The organism is Lysobacter oculi (assembly GCF_003293695.1).
Classification (GTDB): domain Bacteria; phylum Pseudomonadota; class Gammaproteobacteria; order Xanthomonadales; family Xanthomonadaceae; genus Solilutibacter; species Solilutibacter oculi.
The window spans coordinates 2,411,023-2,429,533 of record NZ_CP029556.1; the positions used below are offsets into that span (position 1 = coordinate 2,411,023).

Below are 18,511 nucleotides of genomic sequence, written 5' to 3' on the forward strand. Positions count from 1 at the left end.
CGGTTGCGGGGTGAGCTTAGCTCAGGGATGCGGTTGAGTGGTGGCGGACTCCTTGTTGACGGCGGTGGTGTGGTGCCGGAAGCGGTAGCTGTCGTTGCCGGTCTCGATGATGTGGCAGCGGTGCGTGAGGCGGTCGAGCAAGGCCGTGGTCATCTTGGCGTCGCCGAAGACGTTGGCCCACTCGGCGAAGCTGAGGTTGGTGGTGATGGCGAGACTGGTGTGTTCGTAGAGCTTGCCGATCAGGTGGAACAACAAGGCGCCACCGGCTTGCGAGAACGGCAGGTAGCCCAGTTCATCGAGGATGACCAGATCGGCGCCGATCAAGCGGTCGGCCAGCTGGCCCTGTTTGCCGGCGGCCTTCTCCAGTTCCAGTGTGTTGACCAGCTCAATGGTCGAGAAGAAGCGCACGCGACGCTGCTGGTGCTGCACGGCCTGCACGCCGAGGGCGGTGGCCAGGTGAGTCTTTCCGGTGCCGGGACCACCGACGAAGACCAGGTTCTGGCGTGCGTCCATGAAGTGCCCGCCATGCAGTTGCCGTAGCAGCGGTTCATCGACGGCACTTTGGCCGAAGTCGAAGGTGCTCAGGTCGCGGTAGTGCGGGAAGCGGGCCGCCTTGAGCTGGTACTGGATGGAGCGCACTTCCCGTTCGGCAACCTCGGCCTTGAGCAGGGCGTCCATCAGCGGCAAGGCATCGCGGCAGGCCGGGCTGCCTTGCTCGACCAGTTCCTGCAACGCCTGCGACATGCCGTGCAGGCGCAGGTGCTTGAGCGTGGACAACAGGCCATCAGGCTGCATGGCGTGCCCTCCGCAAGTGGTCGTAGCGGGCCATGTCGGCCACCGGCTCGACCTGCAAGGCCAGCGTCGGTGGCGTACTGACCGGCGCCGGCGGCGCTTCCCCAAGCAGGCGGCTGAGCACGTTGAGGATGTGCTGCTTGTTGGCCGCGCCACTCTCCAGCGCCAGTTCCACCGCGGTGAGCACGGCCTGCTCGTCGTGGCGCAGGACCAGGGCAAGGATCTCGACCATCTCCTTGTCGCCGCCGGGGCGCTGCAGCAACTGCTGTTGCAGGGTGCGGAAGCCGTCCGGCAGTTCCAGGAAGGGCGCGCCGTTGCGCAACGCACCCGGCTTGCGCTGGGCCACGCTCAGGTAGTGCCGCCAGTCGTAGAGCGTGCGGCCACCGTCGTGGGAGCGGTGGATGCAGCGGACATGCTCGGCAATCTTCTGGCCTTCGGCCACGAACACCACGCGCGCCGGATACAGGCGCACGCTGACCGTGCGCCCGGCGAAGCTGGCCGGCACGCTGTAGCGGTTGCGCTCCACGTGGACCAGGCAGGTCGGCGTGACCCGCTTGGTCTGTTCGACGAAGCCGTCGAACGGCACCGGCACCGGCATCAATGCCGGCAGTTCGTCCTGCAGGACCTCGGCGATCCTGCGGGGCCGCTGCTCCGGATGGGGCAGTGCCTGCCACAGCGCCTTGCAGCGCTCCTCCAGCCAGGCGTTGAGTTCGTCCAGGTGCTTGAAGTGCTGCGGCACGGCGGGCCAGACGCGCCGGCGTGCGTCCTGCACGTTCTTCTCGATCTGTCCCTTCTCCCAGCCGGAGGCCGGGTTGCAGAACTCCGCCTCGAACAGGAAGTGGCTGACCATGGCTGAGAACCTGGCATTGACGCTGCGCCGCTTGCCGGCATGGACCTTGTCCACCGCCGTCTTCATGTTGTCGTAGATGCCCCGCCGCGGCACGCCACCGAACACGGCAAAGGCGTGGTTGTGGGCATCGAACAGCATCTCGTGGGTCTGCTTCCAGTAGGCGCGCAGCAGGAATGCCCGACTGTGGCTGAGCTTGAACTGCGCGACCTGCAGCTTCACCTTCTCGCCGCCAATGCGCACCCAGTCCTCGCTCCAGTCGAACTGGAACGCCTCGCCCGGCGCGAAGACCAGCGGTACGAAGGCCTTGCGGGGTGCAGTGAGCAGGCGTTCGTGCTCGGCGCGGTGCCAGTCGCGGGCGAAGGCCGCCACGCGGTTGTAGGAGCCCGGATAGCCCACCGCCACCAGCCGAACGTGCATCTCGCGCACGCTCATCTTCTGCTTGCGCGGAGCCGACTGGCTGCGCCACAGCATCGCCCGCAGTTGCTCGGCGTACGGGTCTAGCTGGCTCGGGGTCTGACGCGGGGGATACTTCGGCTCGACCTCGCCGCTGGCGAGGTACTTGGTGATGGTGTTGCGCGAGAGCTTGGTGCGACGGGATATCTCCCGGATCGGCATCTTCTCGCGGAAATGCCAGCGGCGGATGAGGCTCAGAACGTCCATCTTGATCACTCCTGGTGGCTCCGGTCAGGGCAGACCGGAAGGCTAGGAGGTGGCTCAAGATTGGACGGAAATCCGCTGGGTTAGTGGCTCAGTTCTGGATGAAACTCAACAGATGTTTCCTTTGGAGCGCTCGTGGCGCGGCAGTTATTACCCGCCAGATGCTGGGCTCAGAACTCACCACTTGCAATCCAGGCTGCAATGCAATGCAATGCAATGCTGCAACACAATTGCACGGTGCGTCTGTTGGCCATCCCCAAGTTCAAAGTTCAAGGTGTGGAGCGGTCCGACTCCGCGGTCGCTCGCGAGCTCCACAAGCGCGGCGGCTTCGCTGGACTTTCAGAGCGCTCACTCGCTGTCTATCTGGGTGAACTGCGGCGTGGGAAGCTGCGATGGTGGCAAACACGACGCGCGCAGTTGCAGGAGGTGGTCGAGCTCACGGGATTTGAACTGGCGGACTTAGGGTTCAGTAACGCATCGCCCCCGCAGGCATATGCGTTTTCGACCTTCCCGGCATTGAGGCCCATCGACCTGATTCACGAGTCACTGCCCTACGTTTACGAGGACGTTGAACTGCGAAAGGACTGGGGATTCAAAACAGACCTCTGGCTGGCTCCAGACTCTCGGCACCCCTTAAACCGACCTTCGCCCGGCCTCTACTGGCTGCAGATTCCGCAGGGCCATGGGTTGGATCTACTTTGGCAGCAGCTAGTGGCACGAGGTCATGCGCAATGCGTCGAACTGCCCGCCTTAGGCGGAACTCTGCCGCAGCAGGCCAGCGACAAGCTCATGATCTTGCGCGTCGCCAGCCCACTGGAAGTGGACAAAAACAGCCGGGGCAATATCACACCGCCAACGTCACCTGTATTGGTTCTATCGCGACATCCACCGCCGACCATCACAGAGCCTGACGGCCACCAACCCGGTATCTGGCATCGCGAAATGCTTGGCCTGTCACGCCCCATCGTTTCCGGCGGCATGCGGCGCGAGCTTTGTGTTGATTGGCAGGATCGCCTGGTGGCGTGGGCCATCGCTCGCCTTGATGGGAACGAATCGCTTCTCTCGATAACAGACGTCCAGCGCTGGATTGACAGCCTGCTCCCATACCGCAGCGTCGTATCGACGCCCGATGAGCTGATCGCACTCTGCGGCGTCCTCCATCAAAGCGGCCATCTGCATCGCGCGTCTTCCAGAGGGGCCTCGTTGTTCCACGCATGCATGGGCAATCAGGACAACGCTAGGCGTTTGGCGAAGCTGATCAAGCATCGTTATTTGCGCGGCTCGGCGCCTTGGGATGAGGCACTCTCGCCCGGCCAGTGGGCGCAGCACCTGCAGCCCGGCATGGAAGACGCAGCCAGCATTGCCTCACTGGTCACGTCCGTTGTCGAGGAAAAATCAGTCGCCCGGCGACGACAGGCTCAGGCGAAGCTGCTGACGTCGACCGCGGAGTCGGTGTTGTCGGAACTCACTGGTAATTTCGGCCTCATCCGGCACGAGGATGGTTGCTACCACATGCAGCTCCCCTTCCTTGCCAACGGATTGGCTGGAGACGAGGTTTTTGCGTTGGTCAAGGACGGCCAAGTCGACGCATGGTCACGCCTTTATCTCGACCCGAGCCGACGCGTCGTCGTTGAGATGGCGCTGTGGCGCCTTTCTTTAGGAGAGTTGCTGTATGCCACCGAACAGGCGCTCACGTGTGCGAGGCCGAACCTCGTCCAGATGGCAGCTGAAGAGGCGCTGTTCTGGAGCATCGGACTCAAACTCGCCCAGCCCCAAGCCTCCATTGCGGCGTCAGAGCAAGGCATCCTGCAGACCCTGGCGGGCCGGATAGTCCACCGGATCGCGATAACGTCGCCAAAGCCGGTAACACGCGACCTCCAAACGCCAGCCGAGGCCTTGGCCTGGGTTGCGGTTTGCTGGCACTGGTCGGTCAACGTGAATTTTCCCCAGACCATACCCCAGCCCCCCGATCTCGCATGGCTGTTCCCCGGTTGGGCCACTCGAGAGCATCTGGTCGACTATTTGCCGGAACAACTGCCCTACGAGTCATCCCAAGTGCTCGCGGATTCAAGTGAACGGGCAGGGCGAGGGGCTTGGACGACCTGGTGGCCAGCCGCACGACGTATCGCAGATGATCTGTCAGCGCCCCCGTCAGAACCACCTGATGCGCTGGCGCCAGCGCTCGTGCTTTCGTGCCTTCGCCATGGATGGCCCATCAATCCATACTGGGTCAGAGTTATGGGTACATCGTACGCACTGACATCGTTCGCGCGCCAGTCTGTCGCTGAATTTGACCCGCCAGCCAAGGAACGCCTCTTTAAGGCGATGCTGACCGCGATGGATCCGAAGTCTGGCACCCAGTTGGTAACCGGCGACCCGAAACTCGAAGCTGTACGACAGAAGTGGCGAGCTATGGAGCTTCCAAAGTCGTGGCTGGCTCAAGACTTAATCGTGAGTTTGGATTCACGGTCGGTAGTCAACGCTACGGGACCAGGTCTATTTGACTATCTGATGATATGTCTAGACTCGCCGGGCGCAGCCGTCATTCGCGGGTTGGCGCAAAGCATCCCACTTCAACGGGGCTGGGGCAAAGCCTTCCGGATACTTCTTCCGGCCCTGCGCCAGGAGTCTTGGACAACTGTTTTGGAGTGGATCAATCACGATCCGGGCTGCGATATCGCCGCGTGGCTATGGAAAGAAGATGCGCTCAAAACCATTGAGCTGCTCAAGCAGACATCGCAACTCCATGGATTTGCAACCTATTCGCTTATGACGGCGACCCCTGACCAATATGTACCTGACGTTGCAGAAATCCTCTCGGATACGCAGTGTCCGGCACTGCGCGACGGTCGCGCTGCGTGGGCTCTAGACCGATTGCCACATCACGGCTTGAAGCTTGAAAAGCTCATAAATGAGCTGAGTCACGAGGAATGGAATCCTCGCGCAAGTGATCACAGCCAGCCGGCAGAAGCTTGAGACCAGACTATGGAAGGTGATTCGGCCGTTTCTCGGCGCATCGTCTTCCACCATGCGTAAGCGGGGCAAGTGCCGCCCTGACACTGAGGTCCACACGTTCCAAGTAGTGGTGCCGACACTCAAGCCTACATGCCTCGTCCTGGTTAGGGCTGACGACTCCGCATAGCCGAACGTCCGCTTTGGGTCGCATCACGTCGGACTTCCAAGATCGGTAGAACCATGACCACCCCTTTCAACAGGAGGTGGTCATGGCAATTCTTCACACACTTGAGTCCCACGAGCCCTGGAACAAGGGAAAGCTGATCGGCCAGAAGGCGCGACTCAGGCTGAAAGACATCTGGGCGATTCGGATCAGGCTTCAACTTGGCCACAAGGTACGTGATCTTGCACTCTTCAATCTGGCGATTGATTCCAAGCTCCGCGCTTGCGATCTGGTGAAGCTGCGGGTATCGGATGTTTCCCATAGCGGACAGATGGCATCCCGCGCCATCGTGATGCAGCGAAAGACGCGCCGACCAGTCCAGTTCGAAATCACCGAGATGAGCAGGGACGCGCTGCAGGCATGGACTCGGACGGCTGGTCTCCGAGGCTCTGACCTTGTCTTCCCGAGTCGATCGGGCCACTCCCCGCATCTATCCACTCGGCAGTACGCCAGAATCGTCCACCGCTGGGTGCGGGAAATCGGCTTGGATAGTTCCTGCTATGGGACTCACACCATGCGACGCACCAAGGCCGCTCTGATCTACCGCCGAACGAAGAACCTTAGAGCGGTGCAACTACTCTTGGGTCACAGCAAGCTTGAGAGCACCGTGCGGTACTTGGGGATCGAAGTCGACGACGCCCTGGAGATATCGGAACAAACCGAATCCTGATTGGTCGCGCTCGCCAATCGGAATCCGAAATCGACGAAGCAGGCACGCGGGACCTAGTGACTCACTTCTTATTTCACCAAAACCTTCCTGAGAACAGCCAACCATTCTTTCACACGCCAACGCAATTCTTGTCCTAAGATCCGCCCATGCCGCGCCTAGCTATCCGCCTGCTCTTGGTCCTATGCCTGATCCTTAACGGAATGGGCAACGCCATGGCTGCGGTCGCAATGCCGTTCATGGCGGCCATGCCTCACGAAGCACTTCTGGTAACGACCGATGCCGAGGCTCTGCCTGGCACGGCTTCATGCGGGCACGACGAAAGCGCGGCAACTGCGGGAGAGCAGGCCCCGACGTCCACTCCGCCCGCAGGTCACCCAGCCGACTGTGACAAGGACTGTTGTGCAAAGGGTACGTGTGCTTGTGCATGCGTGAACTTGGCACAAGCCGCCATCCTTGACGTGGTGATGCCCGCTGCGTCACCGAGCCGCACCCCCATGGGGGCATTCGTCGCCTTGGGCCATTCGTCCCAAGTCCCGCTCAATCTTATTCGACCTCCCATCGGCTAAGTGACCTCAGGCGCTTCGGCGCCGCTTCCCGTGCATGCGAGATATGCCATGCCGGATCTGCCTTGCATGCAAGGCCGTCACCGAACCATGTGGAGCTGTCATGTCATTCAAATCAACCGGCGTGCCGCAAGGCATCGCCATGCCGTCGCGGCGACGTTTCGTTCAGGGCCTGGCCGCGGGCGGCGCTGTTGCCGGCTTGGGCCTGTGGCCGCGCGCAAGCTGGGCACAAACGGCGCACGCGATGCCGACCCTGCGCGGGACGGAGTTCGACCTCAGCATCGGTGAAACCCTGGTCAACTACACCGGCAGCACCCGCCCCGCGGTCACCATCAATGGAACCGTGCCCGGCCCACTGCTGCGCTGGAAACAGGGCACGACGGTTACCCTGCGCGTGCGCAATGAGCTGCCACGCGGCTCCATCCACGGCCCTGACACCTCGATCCACTGGCACGGCATATTGCTGCCGGCGAACATGGACGGCGTGCCCGGCATGAGCTTTGACGGCATCCGCCCGGGGGAGAGCTACCTCTATCGGTTCGACGTCAAACAAGCTGGCACTTACTGGTACCACAGCCATTCCGGGTTCCAGGAACAGGGCGGCATGTACGGGCCGCTGGTGATCGACCCCGATGGACCTGACCCCATCGCCAGCGACCGCGATTACGTGGTGATGCTGTCCGACTGGACCGATATGAACCCCGCCAAGCTGTTCGCGCGGCTCAAGAAAATGGCCAGCCACGACAACGTCTACCAGCGCACCGTCGGCGATTTCATGCGCGATGCGGAGCGCAACGGCCTGCCCGCCACCATCGCCGACCGCAAGATGTGGGGGCAGATGCGCATGACCCCGACCGACTTGTCCGACGTCAACGGGCAGACCTACACCTACCTGCTCAACGGCACCACCGCGCTGGGCAACTGGACCGGCGTGTTCGCCCCCGGCGACAAGGTGCGGCTGCGCCTGATCAACGGCTCGGCGATGACCTACTTCGACGTGCGCATCCCCGGGCTGAAGCTGACCGTGGTGGCCGCCGATGGCCAGCCGGTGCATCCGGTGACGGTGGACGAGTTGCGCATCGCGGCGGCGGAAACCTTTGATGTCATCGTGCAGCCAAGTGGGCAGGACGCTTACACCCTCTTCGCCCAGGACAGCGCGCGCACAGGCTACGTCAGCGGCACCCTGGCGGTGCGCGAAGGCCTGCGCGCGCCGATTCCGCCGCTGGACCCGCGCCCGATCATCAGCATGGCGGACATGGGGCATGGCGATATGCACGCGGGCCACGACATGAGTGCGATGGAGAACCCACAGCCCGCTACCGCCTCGGACCCGCATGCGGGTCACGCCATGCCCGGCACCAACCCGTCCGCACCGATCGGCGCCGATCCGCATGCAGGCCACGACATGTCGGCAAATGCGGGCGCGATGGCTGGCATGGACCATGGCAACGCTGCGATGTCGGACATGGGAGGCGGAGGGATGCAGGCCCACCCCGCCAGCGAAACCAACAACCCGCTGGTGGACATGCAGACTATGGCACCCACGCCGAAGCTGGATGATCCCGGCATCGGCCTGCGCAACAACGGCCGCCGCGTCCTGACCTACGCGGATCTCAGAAGCACGTTCGCCGATCCCGACGGACGGGACCCGGGACGCACGGTTGAGCTGCACCTGACCGGGCACATGGAGAAGTTCACGTGGTCCTTCGACGGGCTGAAGTTCGCCCAGGCGCAGCCGCTGCGGATGACCTACGGCGAGCGCCTGCGCATCGTGCTGGTCAACGACACCATGATGAGCCACCCAATCCACCTGCACGGGATGTGGAGCGACGTGGAGGACGCCGACGGCAACTTCCAGGTGCGCAAGCACACAGTGGACATGCCGCCCGGCAGCAAGCGCAGCTACCGCGTGCGCGCCGACGCGCTGGGTCGCTGGGCCTATCACTGCCACCTGTTCTTCCACATGGAATCCGGCATGTTCCGGGAAGTGCGGGTGGAGGAATGAACGCCGTGCGCCTGATTTTTCCGATTGCCATCGCGCTCGGGCTGTCTGTCCCATTGCCGGCGCGCGCACAGCACCAAGGACACGTGATGCCGCCGCCTACCCCTGCGGCGCCCGTCGCCAAGAAGAAGCCGCCTGCGAAAGCAGTGGCAAAGCCTGCCGCGAAACCCGCGGTCAAGGCACCGGCGAAGACGGCCACCAAAGCGCCCGCGCCCAAGCGGCCCACGACTAAGGCCACCACGCCGCCCAAGCCGCCGACGCGCGAAACCGCCTCACCCGCGGCAACACCTGCCGAGGAGGATCACTCCACGATGGATCATTCGCAGATGCAGGGGATGGACCATTCCACGATGGACCACTCGCAGATGCAGGGCATGGACCACTCGAAGATGGACCAACCGCAAAATCAGGAGATGGACCATTCCACGATGGACCACTCGCAGATGCAGGGCATGGACCACTCGACGATGGATCACACGGGACCGCCGCAGGTCACCCCGGTTCCGTCCGTGACCCAGGCTGATCGCGACGCCGCGTTCCCCGACGTGCATGCCCATCACCTGCACGGCACAAGCGTTCAGAGCTATTGGTTGCTTGATCGACTGGAAGTCTCCGATGCGGATAACGGAACTGCGCTGGGATGGGAGGCGATGGCGTGGGTGGGAGGCGACGTCCAGCGGATCTGGCTGCGTAGCGAGGGCGAAGCGGTAGACGGCCGCATCGAGCACGGGGACATGGAAGTTCTATACGGCCGCAGCGTGCGGCCGTGGTGGGACGTTCTGGCGGGCGTGCGCCAAGATGTGGGCGATGGGCCATCGCGAACATGGGGAGCGTTCGGCATGCAGGGCCTCTCGCCGTACAAGTTCGAGGTAGCGGCCACTGCCTATATCGGCCAGGGCGGACGCACGGCGCTGCGAGCCGAGGCCGAATACGACACGTTGTTGACCAATCGCCTGATCCTGCAGTGGCGGACGGAGGCGAACGCCTATGGCAAGGCAGACCCGCTGGCGGGTATCGGCTCCGGACTGTCGACCGTCGAGTTCGGCGCCCGCCTGCGCTACGAGGTCACCCGCCAGTTCGCGCCCTACTTCGGCGTAGAACACGACCGCGCCTTCGGCAACACCGCCGACCTGCGCCGCAACGCGGGACATGACGCGGGCGACACCCGTGTGGTGGCCGGCGTGCGCGTGTGGTTTTGAGGAGGAACTGACATGCCATTCGTTACACGCAAGACCCTCCTCGTCCTCGGCGGGCTATCCGCCGCCGCGGTGTTCGCCGCGGGCGGGTTCGTCTGGTCGGGGGTCTACAACATCGCGGCCGACGACCTGCACACCCGCCCGGTCTATGCGCTGATGGATACGATGCGTGAGCGATCGATCGCGGTCCGCGCGAACAAGCTGCATCCGCCACCCAACCTAGATGACCCGGCGCTAATCCGCCAGGGTGCGGGCAACTACAACGCCATGTGCATGAGCTGCCACTTGGCTCCGGGGATGGCCGAAACCGAGCTGAGCAAGGGCCTGTATCCCGCCCCGCCCAACCTGAGCAAGCAAACCGTGGACGCGGCCTCGGCGTTCTGGGTGATCAAGCACGGCATCAAGGCCTCCGGCATGCCGGCCTGGGGCCGGAGCATGCAGGACGACTACATCTGGAACATGGTCGCGTTCCTGCAACAGTTGCCCGGGATGGATGCAGCCCGTTACCGGGCGCTGGTGGCCAGCAGCGGCGGTCATGACCACGGTGGCGGCGAGACCAAGCCTCACGGTCACGCCGAGGGCGTTTCGGATGATCACGACGCTCCGGAAACGGCGATGGATGTGCATGCCGGCATGGACATGAGCGACGACCAGCCCGCAGCCGCCGAGCCATCGCCGAACGCAGCGCCGGAGTCGGTCGAACACCGGCATGCGGACGGCACGGTCGAGTCGCATCCGGCGCCACCCACGCAACCGCCACCGGCGAAGGCCGCCGATGGCCACGATCACCAACACTGAACCCAACGGAGTCAAACCCATGAAATCGATCGTGACTTTCCTGCTTGCCGCCTTCGCCCTTGGCGGCGTGATGGACACCAGTGCCCAGACCAAGCCAGCCGCCTCGGCGCACGCCGCGCATGCACAGCCCATGGCAACCGAACCCGCGCTGGACATTTCCGCCACTGCCAGCCCGGCCGTGGCGATAGCGGAGCATTTCGGCACAGCACTGGCTGCCGGCGACCTCAAAACGGTGGAAGCCTTGCTGGCCCCTGAGGTGTTGATCCTTGAGACCGGCGGGGCGGAGCGCAGCCGCGCCGAATACATGAGCCACCACGCGATCAGCGATGCGAAGTTCCTCAAGGGCAGCCATCACCAGCTCAAGCGACGTATCGCGCGCAGCGCGGGCGACCTGGCCTGGATTGGCAGCGAGAGCGAGCTCCACGCCAGCAAGGACGGCAAGCCGGTGACCCTGCTCAGCACCGAGACGATGGTGCTCAGGAAGACCGGCGCCGACTGGCGCATCGTCCACATCCACTGGTCGTCGCGACCCAAGAAAGCCAAGTGAGGCATAACTGATGAACGTCAAAATCCTGCTGTTTGCTGCGACCGCGATGTGCTCCCTCACGACCATGACGGCGTGCGCCCGCGCGCCCGAAGCTGCCGGCAGCAATACAGACAACGTCGCCCGCCCCACCGCCCAAGAACCGCCTGCAATCGCGCGCTCCCCGGCAGCCGCGCCTGCGTTACAACAAGCCGACACGGACGCGCCACGCATGGTCGTCCACAAGAGCGCGAGTTGCGGGTGTTGCGGCCTGTGGGTGGATCACATGCGCGCCGCCGGGTTCGCGGTGGAAGTGCGCAATACGGACGACCTCAATCCGCTCAAGGAACGGGTTGGAGTGCCCTACGGCAAAGGCTCCTGCCACACCGCCGAGGTGAATGGCTATTTCGTCGAGGGCCATGTGCCGGCCGCGGACGTCAAGCGATTGATCGCGGAAAAGCCCGATGCCAAGGGCCTGGTGCTACCGGGGATGCCGGCCGGTTCGCCAGGTATGGAGTTACCTGATGGAACGACTGAGACCTACATGGTCGAACTGGTCAATCAGGACGGGTCGGTCACCGAATTTGCACGCCACTAAGGGCATATTTTATTGGGGACACCGCGGCGGTGACGTGGGGGCGACCGCCAACCCAACCTCTCTCACTGAATGGAGCCAAGCCATGAGCCATCATCTGACCCAAGCCATCCGCGACTGCATCGCGGCCTGCAACGACTGCGCCACCGAATGCGGCAATTGCTTCAACCACATGGTCGGCAAGGGCAGCACGAACGACTGTCCCGCTTGCTGCATCGAATGCGCTGCGATCTGCCGCCTGTGCGCCGATGCGATGGCGCGGAACAGCCCCTTCCATAAGGAATTGTGCGCCCTGTGCGCAAAGATCTGCGAATGGTGCGCGGAACAATGCGCCGCGCACGACATGGAGCATTGCCAGAAGTGCGCCGAAGCATGTCGCCGCTGCGCGGAAGCATGCCGGGCGATGGCTGCGTAACAGGTCATGTGCGTCCCTGCCGGAGCGGGCAGGGACGCACATCGACGTCGCCGCCTTACTTGGTATAAGGAGCTAGTTGCTTGATTTCCTCTTGCTGCTCCGCCTTCATCCTGGCAGCCATCGCCTTTAACTCGGCGTTACTTCCCGACTTGAGCATCACATCGGCCATGTCGATCGCCATCTGGTGATGGACGGTCATCATCGCCGCGAAATCCTTGTCGACATCTCCGGACATCGGCATGGGCGACTTCGAGCCCTCGGTCATGATCCGATGCAATTCCATCGAGCCGGCGCTGTGCCCAGGCATCCCATGATCCGCTCGCATGGCCGCCGGTTGCATTGCCGAGCTGTCTGTTTCTTGCGCGGTCTTCGCATCTTCCGCGCAAGCGCCAACGGCGAGGGCCAAACCTGCGCCCAGAAACATCGGCAGCGCAAAAGCAAAAGGATTCTTCATCTTCATCGAGGTGTTCCTCATGGATCCGCTTGCTGGATGCCGAGCGGTACTGCGTCATCGCACGGCGCGCATGCTCGGTCTGTGAAGCTGTTCCATCTGACCCAATTGAATGTGCCTCGCCTCCAACGCTTGACTCTGGACCATGGTGCAGGGTGCAAAGTCCCGCTCACCGGCACATTCCAAAGGTGACCCAATGAAGATCGGCGAACTGGCAAAGCGGGCCGAGGTGCCCATCGATACGGTGCGCTACTACGAACGCGAAGGCTTGATTCCGCCGCCCGTGCGGCGGGCTTCTGGATACCGCGATTACCTGGATGCGGACGTGGACCGCTTGCGATTCATGCGACGTGCCAAGGGGCTTGGATTCACCCTGCAAGAGATCCGCGACCTGCTGAGCCTGACCGCACTGGCCGAAGACGACATGTCTGCGCTCAATGCACGCGCTCAGGCCAAGCTGCAAGACGTGGAAGGCAGGATCCAGTCCCTCATCCGCGTGCGCGATGCGCTGCAGGGCCTTGTAACAGCATGTCCGGGGCACGGCGCACTGAATCGCTGCCCGATCCTGGCTGCGCTGTCGGAGGACCACGCATGAGCACCCATGACCACGCTGGTAGCGGCTGCTGCAGCGCAGGCGGCAAGCCGTCACTCGCTGAGACCACGGCGCGCGATCCGGTCTGCGGCATGACCGTCGACCCGTCCACTGCCAAGGGTGGCTCGGCAACCCATGCCGGCCTTGCATATCACTTCTGCAGCAACGGTTGCCGCGAAAAGTTCGTTGCCAACCCCCAGCACTACCTTGATCAGGTCTCAGCGCAACAAACCGCCCCAGCGGCGCTATCCATGCACGCGACTGCTGCCCCAGCCGGCGCAATCTACACCTGCCCAATGCACCCTGAGATCCGCCAGCAGGGCCCCGGCACCTGCCCACTCTGCGGGATGGCGCTAGAGCCGGAGATGCCCAGCCTGGACGAGGAGGAGAACTCGGAACTACGCGATTTCAGCCGTCGCTTCTGGTGGACCTTGCCGCTAAGCGTGGTCGTCCTGCTGCTTGCGATGTTCGGGCACTCCCTGCCCGCGCTGCCGACCACCACCCGCACCTGGATCGAACTGGTGCTGACCACGCCTGTGGTGCTGTGGGCCGGCTGGCCGTTCTTCGTGCGCTGCGTGCAGTCCATCCGCAACCGCAGCCCGAACATGTGGACGCTGATCGGCATCGGCGTGGCGGCGGCGTTCGGCTACAGCGTGGTCGCGACGGTCGCCCCGGGCCTGTTTCCCGATTCATTCCGCGACCACGGCCGGGTCGGGGTCTATTTCGAGGCCGCCGCGGTGATCGTCTCGCTCACCCTGCTCGGCCAGTTGCTGGAGCTCCGCGCCCGATCCAAGACCAGCGCCGCGATCAAGGCGCTGCTGGGGTTGGCACCGAAGACCGCGCGCCGGGTCAGGGACGATGGCAGCGAGGAGGACATCCCGCTGGACCACGTCCATGTCGGCCACCTCCTGCGCGTCCGCCCGGGCGAAAAGGTGCCGGTCGACGGCATCGTGGTCGAGGGCCGTTCCAGCGTCGATGAGTCGATGCTCACCGGCGAAGCGATGCCCGTCGGCAAGGGCGAGGGAGACGCGGTCATCGGTGCCACCCAGAACGGCACCGGCGCCCTGCTGATCAGGGCCGAGCAGGTGGGCTCGGCAACAGTGCTTGCGCGCATCGTGCAACTGGTGGCGCAGGCGCAGCGCTCGCGGGCGCCGATGCAGCGCATGGCCGACAAGGTTGCGTATTGGTTCGTGCTGGCGGTGCTGGCGGCGTCGGTGGCGACCTTCTTCGCGTGGGGCCTATGGGGGCCGCAACCTTCTTGGACGTGGGCGGTGCTCAACGCCGTGTCGGTGCTGATCATCGCCTGCCCCTGCGCATTGGGCCTGGCCACACCGATGTCGATCATGGTCGCCACCGGCCGCGCCGCGCAGGCCGGTGTGTTGTTCCGCGATGCGGAGGCGATCGAACGCTTCCGCACCCTCGATACCCTGGTAGTGGACAAGACCGGCACACTCACCGAGGGCAAACCGAGCTTCCGCACAGTCATCGGTGCAGGCGGAACCACCGCTGCCGACGTGCTGCGCCTGGCGGCGAGCCTGGACAAAGGCAGCGAACATCCGCTGGCCGAATCCATCGTTGCCGAAGCCCGCGGACGCGCCATGGACCTGTCGTCCGTGCAGGACTTCGATTCGGTGACCGGATCGGGCGTGCGCGGCACGGTCGAGGGACGCGCGCTGGTGCTTGGCAACCGGGCCTTGATGGACGCCAATAACATCGACGTGGCTTCCCTCGCCACAGAGGCCGAGGGCCTGCGCGCCGATGGTGCCAGCGTCATGTTCCTTGCGGGCGACGGCCGCTTGTTGGGGCTGCTGGCGGTAGCTGATCCAATCAAGTCCTCCGCCAAACCCACGATCGCCGCATTGCAGGCCAGCGGCCTTCGAGTGGTGATGGCGACGGGTGATGGCGCGACGACCGCGCAGGCCGTGGCGCGCACGCTCGGCATTGATGAGGTCCACGGCGAGGTGCGTCCGGAAGACAAGGCCGCGTTGGTCAAGCGGCTGCAGGCCCAGGGACGCAAGGTCGCGATGGCTGGCGACGGCATCAACGATGCTCCTGCGCTGGCCAGCGCCGATGTGGGCATCGCCATGGGCACCGGCACCGACGTCGCCATGTCCAGCGCCCAGGTCACCCTGGTCAAGGGCGATCTGCGCGGCATCCTCCGCGCCCGCGCGCTGTCCGATGCCACGGTCCGCAACATGCGCCAGAACCTGGCCTTCGCCTTTCTCTACAACGCCATTGGCGTGCCCATCGCAGCCGGAGTGCTATACCCGGTGTTCGGCCTGTTGCTCAGCCCAATGATCGCCGCCCTGGCGATGAGCCTGAGCTCGGTATCGGTCGTCGGCAACGCGCTGCGGCTTGCCAAGACCCGACTTCCAGAAGACGCCTCCCCCCGAGAGCCCGGGACCAGCGCCGTACCCCCACAGGCTCGTTCCACAGGAGTTCCAACATGAGTACCAAAACCACATTCGCCCTTGCGGTCACCCTGTTGCTGGCATCCAACGTGCACGCTGGTCCTCAGGACGCGACCAAGCCGATGGATCACAGCAAGATGAAGATGGACCACGCCGACATGAAGATGCCCACGACGCCCGAAGCACGGGCGAAGATGGCGAACACCATGTTCGACAAGATCGATGCGAACAAGAACGGCAGCCTCAGCCGCGCTGAATTTGTCGAGCACCACCGGACCATGTCGATGGAGCATGGTGGGATGCACATGAACCACCATGACAAGGATGGAAAGAAGCATCAGGGCGCGAACCATCACGCCTTGGATCACGCAGCGCACGCACCATCGTCGGGCGTCACCTTCGCCAAGCTGGATGGCAACAAGGACGGCAAGCTCTCCAAGGCGGAAATGGCCAAGCATCCAATGGCTGCCCATTTCCCCATGATGGATACCGACAAGAACGGCTTCCTGAGCCCCACGGAAGCAGCCGCCCACGGTCTGTAACGTCTGCACACATAGCGGGCGGTGCCCGGCACCGCCCGCCTCACATCAGGAGGCTCCATGGAAAAGCAAACGTCTAAGAATGCAGGGCACGTCGACCATGGCGCCGCTGCCACGCCGATGGCGCATGGCTCTGGCGATGGTCACTACAGCCGCTTCGCATGGATGCTGGCGCTGTCGTTCGTCGCGATGTACGTGCTGATGTACGCCATGGTCGACCGACTCGGCAACGCGGTTCCCAACATCAACCAGTTCTACATGGCTGGGCTGATGACAGCACCAATGGCCATACTCGAGATTGCGCTGATGGGGCGTATGTACCCAGATAAGCGCAAGAACATCACGATAGTTTTGTTGGGTGCAGTCGTTCTGGCAGCTTGCTGGTTTGGCATTCGTGCCCAAGCTGGGGTCGGAGACCGTCAGTTCCTCAAATCGATGATCCCTCACCACGCCGGCGCCATTCTCATGTGCGAACAAGCGTCGCTCACCAAGCCTGACGTGAGGGCCCTGTGCGAGGGCATAGTCAAGGCACAGGAAGAAGAGATCGCTCGCATGAGGGCATTGCTTGCCCGATAGATCTGGCCCGCTAAAGCGGGCTGGCCTGCAGTCGCTCGGCATTGGATTGAAACCCGATGGGACTTGGAGAGTCGCTTGCCACCGTGCGTCCGCTATCGGCCGAGGCTGTGTGAAAAGCCCGCCTCCACTGGCATGATCTGAGCACCGGCTGATGGGTGCTCTGCATGAAGCGATTCGTGGATGGCGTTGATCGTTCCCAAGGGCTTCTGCTCCCTGATCGGCTGGAAGACTTCGTCCATGAGGACAACCCCGTTCGGGTGGTTGATGCCTTTGTGGAAGCACTCGATCTGAGCGAACTTGGCTTCGAGGCCGCCAATCGCGTGGCCGGTGGCCGTCCTGCGTATCACCCCGCGGTGCTGCTCAAGATCTACATCTATGGCTACCTCAACCGCATCCAGTCCAGCCGTCGCCTGGAGCGGGAGGCGCAACGGAATCTGGAGCTGATCTGGCTGACCGGACGACTGGCACCGGACTTCAAGACCATCGCCGACTTCCGCAAGGACAACGGCGCTGCAATCACGGCCGTGTGCAGCCGGTTCGTTGCGCTGTGCCGGAGCATGAAGGTCTTCTCGCATGCCATCGTCGCGATCGATGGCAGCAAGCTCAAAGCGGTGAACAGCCGGGACCGCAACTTCACCGTTGGTAAGGTCAGAGGACGCCGGCAGCAGTTGGAGGAGAGCGTTGCGCGATACCTCGCCGAACTGGACCGAGCGGACCGCGACCCTGCCTTGCTGCCGGAGGGGCGTGCACCACATCTGAAGGACAAGCTGGCGAAGCTGCGCGCGCAGATGGAGAAGCTTGATGCCATCGAAAAGCAGCTTGAGGCCGCACCAGATCACCAGATCTCGCTGACGGACCCGGACGCAAGATCAATGACGTCAAGCGGTCGGGGCACAGGCACGGTTGGCTACAACGTCCAGGCGGTGGTCGACGCCAAGCATCATCTGATCGTCGCTCATGACGTGACGAACGACGGCCACGACCGCGCGCAGCTCTCGCGCATGGCAACGAAGGCCAGGGAAGCCCTTGGCACCGAACGTATGACGGCGCTGGCAGATCGTGGCTACTTCAATGCACCGGAGATCCTGGCGTGCGAGGAGGCAGGCGTCATTCCGTTGGTGCCCAAGCCGCTCACGTCGAACAGCAAGGCCGAAGGCCGGTTCGACAAGCGGGACTTCATTTACGACGAAGCCGCGGATGAGTACGAATGTCCAGCAGGCGAAAGGGCGATCCATCGCTTCACGGCCGAAGAAAAGGGCCTGACCCTGCACAAGTATTGGTCATCCGCCTGCCCCCGCTGCCCGATGCGGATGAAATGCACGACCGCGAGCTATAGACGAATCACCCGCTGGGAGCACGAACACGTGCTCGAGCGAATGCAGATGCTGCTGGATGCAAGGCCACAAGCTGCAGTGGTGCGAAGACAGACGGTGGAGCATGTCTTCGGCACGCTCAAATCATGGCTTGGCACTACGCCATTGCTGACCAAGACCCTTCCAAAGGTAAGAAGCGAGGTCAGCTTGGCGGTGTTGGCCTACAACATGAAACGGATGATCAAGATCGTGGGTACTCAAGGCATGGTGCGGGCCATCGCGGCCTGAGCATCACGTTCTTTTGCTGCACGCTGGTTGCTCGAACTGGCCACGTCGGTGTCGTGAGTCCTGTTCCAACGCGTTTTTACACAGCCTCGGCCAGAAGCGGAC

Annotated in this window: 17 protein-coding genes; 14 read left to right on the forward strand and 3 right to left on the reverse strand. The window is 63.4% G+C overall.

What is annotated here, in order from left to right:
* Positions 1 to 21 precede the first annotated feature (21 nt).
* Both istB and istA read right to left on the reverse strand, forming a co-directional pair.
* Positions 22 to 795, reverse strand: coding sequence for an IS21-like element helper ATPase IstB (gene istB, locus DCD74_RS11600; RefSeq protein ID WP_112926664.1), 774 nt, complete (start codon positions 793 to 795; stop codon positions 22 to 24).
* On the reverse strand, positions 785 to 2,302 hold the full coding sequence (gene istA / locus DCD74_RS11605; RefSeq protein WP_174887966.1) for an IS21 family transposase: 1,518 nt from the start codon (positions 2,300 to 2,302) through the stop codon (positions 785 to 787). The genes istB and istA overlap by 11 nt, the downstream gene beginning before the upstream one ends.
* Before the next feature lie 243 nt (positions 2,303 to 2,545).
* On the opposite strand from istA, the gene DCD74_RS11610 reads away from it, so the two are divergent.
* From DCD74_RS11610 to DCD74_RS11645, 9 genes are all read left to right on the forward strand, one after another.
* Positions 2,546 to 5,275 (forward strand): hypothetical protein, encoded by a 2,730-nt coding sequence (locus DCD74_RS11610; RefSeq protein ID WP_217424258.1) that lies wholly within the window; start codon positions 2,546 to 2,548, stop codon positions 5,273 to 5,275.
* A 248-nt stretch (positions 5,276 to 5,523) separates the two neighbouring features.
* The gene (locus DCD74_RS11615; RefSeq protein ID WP_112927447.1) at positions 5,524 to 6,147 is read left to right on the forward strand and encodes a tyrosine-type recombinase/integrase; all 624 of its coding nucleotides are present in this window, start codon (positions 5,524 to 5,526) and stop codon (positions 6,145 to 6,147) included.
* 212 nt (positions 6,148 to 6,359) lie between these two features.
* Positions 6,360 to 6,713, forward strand: coding sequence for a CopL family metal-binding regulatory protein (locus DCD74_RS13225; RefSeq protein ID WP_407072241.1), 354 nt, complete (start codon positions 6,360 to 6,362; stop codon positions 6,711 to 6,713).
* Positions 6,714 to 6,813: 100 nt separating this feature from the next.
* Positions 6,814 to 8,715 (forward strand): copper resistance system multicopper oxidase, encoded by a 1,902-nt coding sequence (locus DCD74_RS11620; protein WP_112927448.1) that lies wholly within the window; start codon positions 6,814 to 6,816, stop codon positions 8,713 to 8,715.
* A complete protein-coding gene (locus DCD74_RS11625; protein WP_237049610.1) occupies positions 8,712 to 9,911 on the forward strand; it encodes a copper resistance protein B in 1,200 nt (399 codons plus the stop codon). Before DCD74_RS11620 ends, DCD74_RS11625 begins: the two co-directional genes overlap by 4 nt.
* 69 nt (positions 9,912 to 9,980) lie before the next feature.
* Positions 9,981 to 10,706, forward strand: a complete 726-nt coding sequence (locus tag DCD74_RS11630; RefSeq protein ID WP_237049611.1) for a c-type cytochrome — start codon at positions 9,981 to 9,983, stop codon at positions 10,704 to 10,706.
* Positions 10,684 to 11,253 (forward strand): YybH family protein, encoded by a 570-nt coding sequence (locus DCD74_RS11635; protein WP_237049612.1) that lies wholly within the window; start codon positions 10,684 to 10,686, stop codon positions 11,251 to 11,253. Before DCD74_RS11630 ends, DCD74_RS11635 begins: the two co-directional genes overlap by 23 nt.
* A 10-nt stretch (positions 11,254 to 11,263) precedes the next feature.
* Complete coding sequence (locus tag DCD74_RS11640) at positions 11,264 to 11,827, forward strand: DUF411 domain-containing protein (RefSeq protein WP_407072204.1); 564 nt, start codon at positions 11,264 to 11,266, stop codon at positions 11,825 to 11,827.
* A gap of 82 nt (positions 11,828 to 11,909) precedes the next feature.
* Entirely contained in the window at positions 11,910 to 12,239 is a 330-nt protein-coding gene (locus DCD74_RS11645; protein ID WP_112927450.1) for a four-helix bundle copper-binding protein, read from the forward strand.
* Positions 12,240 to 12,294: 55 nt separating this feature from the next.
* On the opposite strand, the gene DCD74_RS11650 is transcribed toward DCD74_RS11645, so the two are convergent.
* A complete protein-coding gene (locus DCD74_RS11650) occupies positions 12,295 to 12,699 on the reverse strand; it encodes a DUF305 domain-containing protein (protein WP_162616007.1) in 405 nt (134 codons plus the stop codon).
* A gap of 187 nt (positions 12,700 to 12,886) precedes the next feature.
* Here DCD74_RS11650 and DCD74_RS11655 point away from each other — a divergent pair, with 187 nt between their 5' ends.
* The 5 genes from DCD74_RS11655 to DCD74_RS11675 all read left to right on the forward strand — a co-directional run bounded on the left by DCD74_RS11655 (position 12,887) and on the right by DCD74_RS11675 (position 18,409).
* Complete coding sequence (locus DCD74_RS11655) at positions 12,887 to 13,285, forward strand: heavy metal-responsive transcriptional regulator (RefSeq protein WP_112927452.1); 399 nt, start codon at positions 12,887 to 12,889, stop codon at positions 13,283 to 13,285.
* An 89-nt stretch (positions 13,286 to 13,374) separates the two neighbouring features.
* Positions 13,375 to 15,732, forward strand: a complete 2,358-nt coding sequence (locus tag DCD74_RS11660; RefSeq protein WP_237049716.1) for a heavy metal translocating P-type ATPase — start codon at positions 13,375 to 13,377, stop codon at positions 15,730 to 15,732.
* On the forward strand, positions 15,729 to 16,235 hold the full coding sequence (locus DCD74_RS11665) for an EF-hand domain-containing protein (RefSeq protein WP_112927454.1): 507 nt from the start codon (positions 15,729 to 15,731) through the stop codon (positions 16,233 to 16,235). Before DCD74_RS11660 ends, DCD74_RS11665 begins: the two co-directional genes overlap by 4 nt.
* Positions 16,236 to 16,292: 57 nt before the next feature.
* On the forward strand, positions 16,293 to 16,808 hold the full coding sequence (locus DCD74_RS11670) for a DUF305 domain-containing protein (protein WP_223809396.1): 516 nt from the start codon (positions 16,293 to 16,295) through the stop codon (positions 16,806 to 16,808).
* Between the two features lie 164 nt (positions 16,809 to 16,972).
* Positions 16,973 to 18,409: an IS1182 family transposase gene (locus tag DCD74_RS11675; protein ID WP_112927455.1), complete on the forward strand. Its 1,437-nt coding sequence runs from the start codon at positions 16,973 to 16,975 to the stop codon at positions 18,407 to 18,409.
* The last annotated feature ends 102 nt before the right edge of the window (positions 18,410 to 18,511 follow it).

Coding starts and splice junctions, on each gene's coding strand:
- istB (WP_112926664.1), bottom strand. CDS start 795: ATGCAGCCTGATGGCCTGTTGTCCACGCTCAAGCACCTGCGCCTGCAC.
- istA (WP_174887966.1), bottom strand. CDS start 2,302: ATGGACGTTCTGAGCCTCATCCGCCGCTGGCATTTCCGCGAGAAGATG.
- DCD74_RS11615 (WP_112927447.1), top strand. CDS start 5,524: ATGGCAATTCTTCACACACTTGAGTCCCACGAGCCCTGGAACAAGGGA.
- DCD74_RS13225 (WP_407072241.1), top strand. CDS start 6,360: ATGGCTGCGGTCGCAATGCCGTTCATGGCGGCCATGCCTCACGAAGCA.
- DCD74_RS11620 (WP_112927448.1), top strand. CDS start 6,814: ATGTCATTCAAATCAACCGGCGTGCCGCAAGGCATCGCCATGCCGTCG.
- DCD74_RS11625 (WP_237049610.1), top strand. CDS start 8,712: ATGAACGCCGTGCGCCTGATTTTTCCGATTGCCATCGCGCTCGGGCTG.
- DCD74_RS11635 (WP_237049612.1), top strand. CDS start 10,684: ATGGCCACGATCACCAACACTGAACCCAACGGAGTCAAACCCATGAAA.
- DCD74_RS11640 (WP_407072204.1), top strand. CDS start 11,264: ATGAACGTCAAAATCCTGCTGTTTGCTGCGACCGCGATGTGCTCCCTC.
- DCD74_RS11645 (WP_112927450.1), top strand. CDS start 11,910: ATGAGCCATCATCTGACCCAAGCCATCCGCGACTGCATCGCGGCCTGC.
- DCD74_RS11650 (WP_162616007.1), bottom strand. CDS start 12,699: ATGAAGATGAAGAATCCTTTTGCTTTTGCGCTGCCGATGTTTCTGGGC.
- DCD74_RS11655 (WP_112927452.1), top strand. CDS start 12,887: ATGAAGATCGGCGAACTGGCAAAGCGGGCCGAGGTGCCCATCGATACG.
- DCD74_RS11660 (WP_237049716.1), top strand. CDS start 13,375: ATGACCGTCGACCCGTCCACTGCCAAGGGTGGCTCGGCAACCCATGCC.
- DCD74_RS11665 (WP_112927454.1), top strand. CDS start 15,729: ATGAGTACCAAAACCACATTCGCCCTTGCGGTCACCCTGTTGCTGGCA.
- DCD74_RS11670 (WP_223809396.1), top strand. CDS start 16,293: ATGGAAAAGCAAACGTCTAAGAATGCAGGGCACGTCGACCATGGCGCC.
- DCD74_RS11675 (WP_112927455.1), top strand. CDS start 16,973: ATGAAGCGATTCGTGGATGGCGTTGATCGTTCCCAAGGGCTTCTGCTC.